At 41.2% G+C, this 6,072-nt stretch carries 7 protein-coding genes; 5 read left to right on the top strand and 2 right to left on the bottom strand.

All coding sequences use genetic code 11. The features are described from left to right. Positions 1-42: 42 nt before the first annotated feature. From HMPREF3057_RS03950 to HMPREF3057_RS03935, 4 genes are all read left to right on the top strand, one after another. Positions 43-438, top strand: a complete 396-nt coding sequence (locus HMPREF3057_RS03950; protein ID WP_000282459.1) for a single-stranded DNA-binding protein — start codon at positions 43-45, stop codon at positions 436-438. A 155-nt stretch (positions 439-593) separates the two neighbouring features. Further along, positions 594-878, top strand: a complete 285-nt coding sequence (groES, locus tag HMPREF3057_RS03945) for a co-chaperone GroES (RefSeq protein ID WP_009730535.1) — start codon at positions 594-596, stop codon at positions 876-878. 15 nt (positions 879-893) lie between these two features. Then, complete coding sequence (groL, locus tag HMPREF3057_RS03940; protein WP_070696472.1) at positions 894-2,516, top strand: chaperonin GroEL; 1,623 nt, start codon at positions 894-896, stop codon at positions 2,514-2,516. A 139-nt stretch (positions 2,517-2,655) separates the two neighbouring features. Then, positions 2,656-3,423 (top strand): epoxyqueuosine reductase QueH, encoded by a 768-nt coding sequence (locus HMPREF3057_RS03935; RefSeq protein ID WP_070696469.1) that lies wholly within the window; start codon positions 2,656-2,658, stop codon positions 3,421-3,423. 70 nt (positions 3,424-3,493) lie between these two features. Here HMPREF3057_RS03935 and HMPREF3057_RS03930 read toward each other — a convergent pair whose 3' ends face one another. Beyond that, complete coding sequence (locus tag HMPREF3057_RS03930; protein WP_070696466.1) at positions 3,494-4,027, bottom strand: nucleoside tri-diphosphate phosphatase; 534 nt, start codon at positions 4,025-4,027, stop codon at positions 3,494-3,496. A gap of 88 nt (positions 4,028-4,115) precedes the next feature. After that, positions 4,116-4,892: a recombination regulator RecX gene (recX, locus tag HMPREF3057_RS03925; RefSeq protein WP_049478835.1), complete on the bottom strand. Its 777-nt coding sequence runs from the start codon at positions 4,890-4,892 to the stop codon at positions 4,116-4,118. A gap of 37 nt (positions 4,893-4,929) precedes the next feature. Here recX and rlmD point away from each other — a divergent pair. Further along, the coding region (gene rlmD / locus HMPREF3057_RS03920) for a 23S rRNA (uracil(1939)-C(5))-methyltransferase RlmD (RefSeq protein ID WP_070696463.1) at positions 4,930-6,072 on the top strand (1,143 nt) is incomplete at its 3' end.

Below are 6,072 nucleotides of genomic sequence, written 5' to 3'. Positions count from 1 at the left end.
TTTTTTGATTCCTTGCGAATAGATAAGTAGGAGGAAGAAAATATGTATAATAAAGTTATCATGATCGGGCGCTTAACGTCTACACCAGAATTGCACAAAACCAACAATGACAAGTCAGTAGCGCGAGCAACTATCGCTGTGAATCGTCGTTACAAAGACCAAAACGGTGAACGTGAAGCTGATTTTGTCAATTTGGTTCTTTGGGGGAAATTGGCTGAAACCTTGGCAAGCTACGCAACTAAAGGTAGTCTTATCTCTGTGGATGGAGAACTTCGTACCCGTCGCTTTGAGAAAAATGGCCAGATGAACTATGTGACTGAAGTCCTTGCCACAGGATTCCAACTTTTGGAAAGTCGTGCCCAACGTGCCATGCGTGAAAATAACGCAGGTCAGGATTTGGCGGATTTGGTTTTGGAAGAGGAAGAATTGCCATTTTAAACATTGAAAAGTCTGAGTTAGTCTCAGGCTTTTTATCTTGCCAAAGTCAGACTTTTTTCTTGACTATTTCTGACCAAGTGATACAATAGAACTATGATTTAGCACTCAGTTACAAAGAGTGCTAATAATATGTAGTTCATCATGGAGGAAAGCAGATGTTGAAACCATTAGGAGACCGTGTGGTCTTGAAAATCGAAGAAAAAGAGCAAACTGTTGGAGGATTTGTCCTCGCAGGATCAGCTCAAGAAAAAACAAAAACAGCTCGTGTTGTAGCTACTGGACAAGGTGTTCGTACCTTGAATGGTGACTTGGTTGCTCCAAGCGTTAAGGCTGGAGACCGTGTCTTAGTTGAAGCCCATGCAGGTATTGATGTCAAAGATGGCGATGAAAAGTACATCATCGTTGGCGAAGCCAACATCTTGGCAATCATTGAAGAATAGAAGGAGAAAGTAAGTATGTCAAAAGAAATTAAATTTTCATCAGATGCCCGTTCAGCTATGGTTCGTGGTGTCGATATCCTTGCAGACACTGTTAAAGTAACCTTGGGACCAAAAGGTCGTAATGTCGTGTTGGAAAAATCATTTGGCTCACCATTGATTACCAACGACGGGGTGACCATTGCCAAAGAAATCGAGTTGGAAGACCATTTTGAAAATATGGGTGCTAAATTGGTATCAGAAGTGGCTTCAAAGACCAACGATATCGCAGGTGATGGAACGACAACTGCAACTGTTTTGACTCAAGCTATCGTCCGCGAAGGAATCAAAAACGTCACAGCAGGTGCCAATCCAATCGGTATCCGTCGGGGGATTGAAGCAGCGGTTGCCGCAGCTGTAGAAGCCTTGAAAAACAATGCCATCCCTGTTGCCAATAAAGAAGCCATCGCTCAAGTTGCTGCTGTATCTTCTCGTTCTGAAAAAGTCGGCGAATACATCTCTGAAGCTATGGAAAAAGTTGGCAAAGATGGTGTCATCACCATCGAAGAGTCACGTGGTATGGAAACAGAGCTCGAAGTCGTGGAAGGGATGCAGTTTGACCGTGGTTACCTTTCACAATACATGGTAACAGATAGCGAAAAGATGGTGGCTGACCTTGAAAATCCATACATTTTGATTACCGACAAGAAGATTTCCAATATCCAAGAAATCTTGCCACTTCTAGAAAGCATTCTTCAAAGCAATCGTCCTCTCTTGATTATTGCGGATGATGTAGATGGTGAAGCTCTTCCAACCCTTGTATTGAACAAGATTCGAGGAACTTTCAATGTCGTTGCTGTCAAAGCTCCTGGCTTTGGTGACCGTCGTAAAGCCATGCTTGAAGACATCGCTATTTTGACAGGTGGAACTGTCATCACAGAAGATCTTGGTCTTGAGTTGAAAGATGCCACGATTGAGGCGCTAGGTCAAGCCGCTAGAGTGACTGTGGACAAAGACAGCACGGTTATCGTAGAAGGTGCTGGCAATCCTGAAGCCATTTCCCACCGTGTTGCGGTTATCAAGTCACAAATCGAAACCACAACTTCTGAATTCGACCGTGAAAAACTCCAAGAACGCTTGGCTAAATTGTCAGGTGGTGTCGCAGTCATCAAGGTCGGTGCAGCAACTGAAACTGAGTTGAAGGAAATGAAACTTCGTATCGAAGATGCCCTCAACGCTACTCGTGCAGCCGTTGAAGAAGGAATCGTTGCAGGTGGTGGAACTGCTCTTGCCAATGTCATTCCAGCCGTAGCTGCCTTGGAATTGACAGGAGATGAAGCGACAGGACGCAATATTGTTCTCCGCGCCTTGGAAGAACCTGTTCGTCAAATCGCCCACAATGCAGGATTCGAAGGGTCTATCGTCATCGATCGCTTGAAGAATGCTGAAGTTGGTACAGGTTTCAACGCAGCAACTGGTGAGTGGGTTGATATGATTGAAGAGGGAATTATCGACCCAGTTAAGGTTAGTCGTTCAGCCCTACAAAATGCAGCATCTGTAGCCAGTTTGATTTTGACAACAGAAGCAGTCGTAGCCAACAAACCAGAACCAGTAACCCCAGCTCCAGCCATGGATCCAAGCATGATGGGCGGGATGATGTAAGCTGTTTATACTAAGCAATTCATAAAAAACACAAAAGGAGGGAATGAGCATCCCTCCTTTTATCGCTTCCTTTTTATAAAATAGATTTGAGCTGGTTGGTGATATATGGTAAAATAACTAATAGTAGAAGGAGAAGAACATGATTGATGTAGAAGAAATTCTGAGCAAGATGAATCCCAATCAGAAGATTAATTATGACCGTGTCATGCAGAAAATGGTTCAGGTTTGGGAGAAAAATGAGCAACATCCAACTATTCTCATGCATGTTTGCTGTGCTCCTTGTAGTACCTACACCCTAGAGTACCTGACCAAATATGCGGATGTGACCATCTATTTTGCCAACTCTAACATCCATCCCAAGGCAGAATACCACAAGCGAGCTTACGTCACCAAGAAATTTATCAGTGATTTCAATGAGCGAACAGGCAATACGGTTCAGTACCTAGAAGCTCCCTATGAACCAAATGAATACCGGAAGTTAGTCAGAGGACTGGAAGAAGAACCAGAAGGTGGCGATCGTTGCAAGGTTTGTTTTGACTACCGTTTGGATAAAACAGCTCAGGTAGCTATGGACTTGGGCTTTGACTACTTTGGTTCAGCCTTGACCATCAGTCCCCATAAGAATTCTCAAACCATCAACAGCATCGGAATCGATGTGCAAAAGATTTACACCACCCACTATCTTCCAAGTGATTTCAAGAAAAATCAAGGCTACAAGCGCTCGGTGGAGATGTGCGAGGAGTATGATATCTATCGTCAATGTTATTGTGGATGCGTCTATGCAGCTCAAGCTCAGAACATTGATCTTGTTCAGGTTAAGAAGGATGCTACGGCTTTCTTGTTGGATAAGGATGTTGAAAAAGACTATTCCCACATCAAGTTTACTGTTACTAAATTAGATATATAGAAACCAACCCAGTTGTAAAGCTGGGTTTTTCAAATAAAAAAACCAGGGCTCTCACCCCGGATTGACAACTTTACCGATTCTTTAGTTCTATGTAGCGTTTGTACCAAATGTTGACATAGGCCTCTGAGAAAGGACCGCGTCCATTGTTGATCCAATAAACAAGGATTTTAACATGCTCTTTCAAAATATAGTCTAAATCATCAGAATACTTCATTTTACGTTTATGGCGCTCATACTCTTCAACGTCCAAGAGACGCTTTTCACCATCAGTGAAGACCTTGACATCCAAATCATAATCAATGTATTTCAGGGCTTCCTCATCTAGATAGTAGGGGCTAGCCATATTGCAATAGTAGGAAATCCCATTATCGCGAATCATAGCAATGATATTAAACCAATATTTTTTGTGAAAGTAAACAATAGCCGGTTCTCGAGTCACCCAACGACGACCGTCACTTTCGGTAACAAGTGTGTGGTCGTTGACGCCGATAATGGCGTTCTCTGTTGTTTTTAGTACCATGGTGTCTCGCCAAGTACGGTGAAGACTCCCATCATGCTTATAACTTTGAATTGTAATAAAGTCGCCTTCTTTTGGAAGTTTCATAACTAACCAACTTTCTACAATTTATAAGTTTATCGTTTACTATTATATCATAAATCGGTCTAATTTTTTTGAATTTTACACGAAAATATTAAAGATATTCTCTGAGAGCGATGGCTATATCCGAAAAATCATAGCCTTTTCGAGCTAAAACTTGGGTTAAACGTTGTTTAAGTTCGTATCCTTTATACTTTCGAGCATACTTAGCATATTGTTTGTCTAGCTCTTTAAAAATGAGTTCTTGAGTCGTTTCTTGGTCGACTTGACTGTCCAAGTCATCAAAGGCACTTTTAGCATCAGAATAGGAGAAGCCTTTGTTCGTCAAGTTTTGGATAATCTTATCTTGCAAGGCACGAGAGGGAAGCTTTCCATTGTATTTTTTAAGCAGTTTTTCTGCAACACGTTGAGCAATCTCTGAAAAATCAAAATCCTTTAAAACCTCTTCAATAGTTGATTTGGCAATCCCTTTTTGAGACAGTTTTTGAGCTAGCACATAGGGTCCCTTATCTCCAGAAAGTTGATTGGCATTGATGATGGAATAAGCATACTGATGGTCATTAATCCAGTTATCTTCTTTTAGGTTAGCGATAACTTGACTAGTGATTTTTTCATCAAGATCATACTTTTTCAGATACTCACGAACTTCCTTTTCGGTTCGAGCTTTAAATGATAGATGGTAGAGGGCGAGATTCTTACCATAAGAAAACTGAGCAAAGCCCTGTATCTCGATTAATTCTTCCTTGCTAACCACCTTATCTTTAGACAACATAAAACGGACAATGGTATCTTCCGTGATATAAGATGTTTGCTGTCCATCTAACTCCATCAAGTAGAGACGTTTTTTCTTTTCAAGTTTTGTGATTTTCATAGTTCTATTATACCCTAAAATGTGATAAGATAGGGGTATGAATCTGAAAGTCAAACAAAAAATACCTTTAAAAATCAAGCGGATGGGTATCAATGGTGAGGGAATCGGTTTCTACCAGAAAACCCTCGTTTTTGTGCCAGGTGCCCTCAAAGGAGAAGATATCTATTGTCAGATTACTTCTATTAAACGAAACTTTGTTGAAGCAAAATTACTAAAGGTTAATAAGAAGTCTAAATTTCGAGTCGTACCAGCTTGTACGATTTATAATGAATGTGGTGGTTGCCAAATCATGCACCTCCACTATGAAAAACAGTTAGAGTTCAAAACGGATCTGCTCCACCAAACCCTGAAAAAATTTGCCCCTGCAGGATATGAAAACTATGAAATCCGTCCAACTATCGGAATGCAGGAACCAAAGTACTACCGTGCTAAGCTTCAATTCCAGACTCGGAAATTTAAAAATCAGGTCAAGGCAGGTTTGTATGCGCAAAACTCTCATTATCTCGTAGAGTTAAAAGATTGTTTGGTGCAAGATAAGGAAACCCAAGTGATTGCGAATCGCCTAGCTGAACTTCTTACTTACCACCAAATTCCAATCACAGATGAGAGAAAAACACTCGGTGTTCGCACCATCATGGTACGCAGAGCAAGAAAAACGGGGCAAGTTCAGATAATCATTGTTACGAATCGTCAGCTTAATTTAACCCAGCTAGTAAAAGACTTAGTTAAAGATTTTCCAGAAGTCGTCACAGTTGCAGTCAATACAAATACAGCAAAAACAAGTGAAATCTATGGTGAAAAGACAGAAATTATCTGGGGTCAAGAGAGAATTCAAGAAGGAGTACTCGACTATGAGTTTTCTCTCTCACCCCGAGCTTTTTATCAACTTAATCCGGAGCAGACAGAAATTCTCTATAGTGAAGCAATTAAGGCTTTGGATGTCAGCAAAGAAGACCATCTAATCGATGCTTATTGTGGTGTTGGGATGATCGGATTTGCCTTCGCAAATAAGGTCAAGAGTCTTAGAGGAATGGATATTATTCCAGAAGCCATAGAAGATGCCAAGAGAAATGCTCAAAAAATGGGGTTTGACAATACCCATTACGAAGCGGGGACAGCAGAAGAGATTATTCCACGCTGGTATAAAGAAGGCTACCGAGCGGATGCCTTGATAGTTGAC

Origin of the sequence: Streptococcus sp. HMSC072D05 (assembly GCF_001815805.1) — a bacterium.
In the GTDB taxonomy this organism is placed as follows: domain Bacteria; phylum Bacillota; class Bacilli; order Lactobacillales; family Streptococcaceae; genus Streptococcus.
Note: the sequence above shows the minus strand (reverse complement) of the source record. Positions and strands in the feature narration are given on the sequence as shown.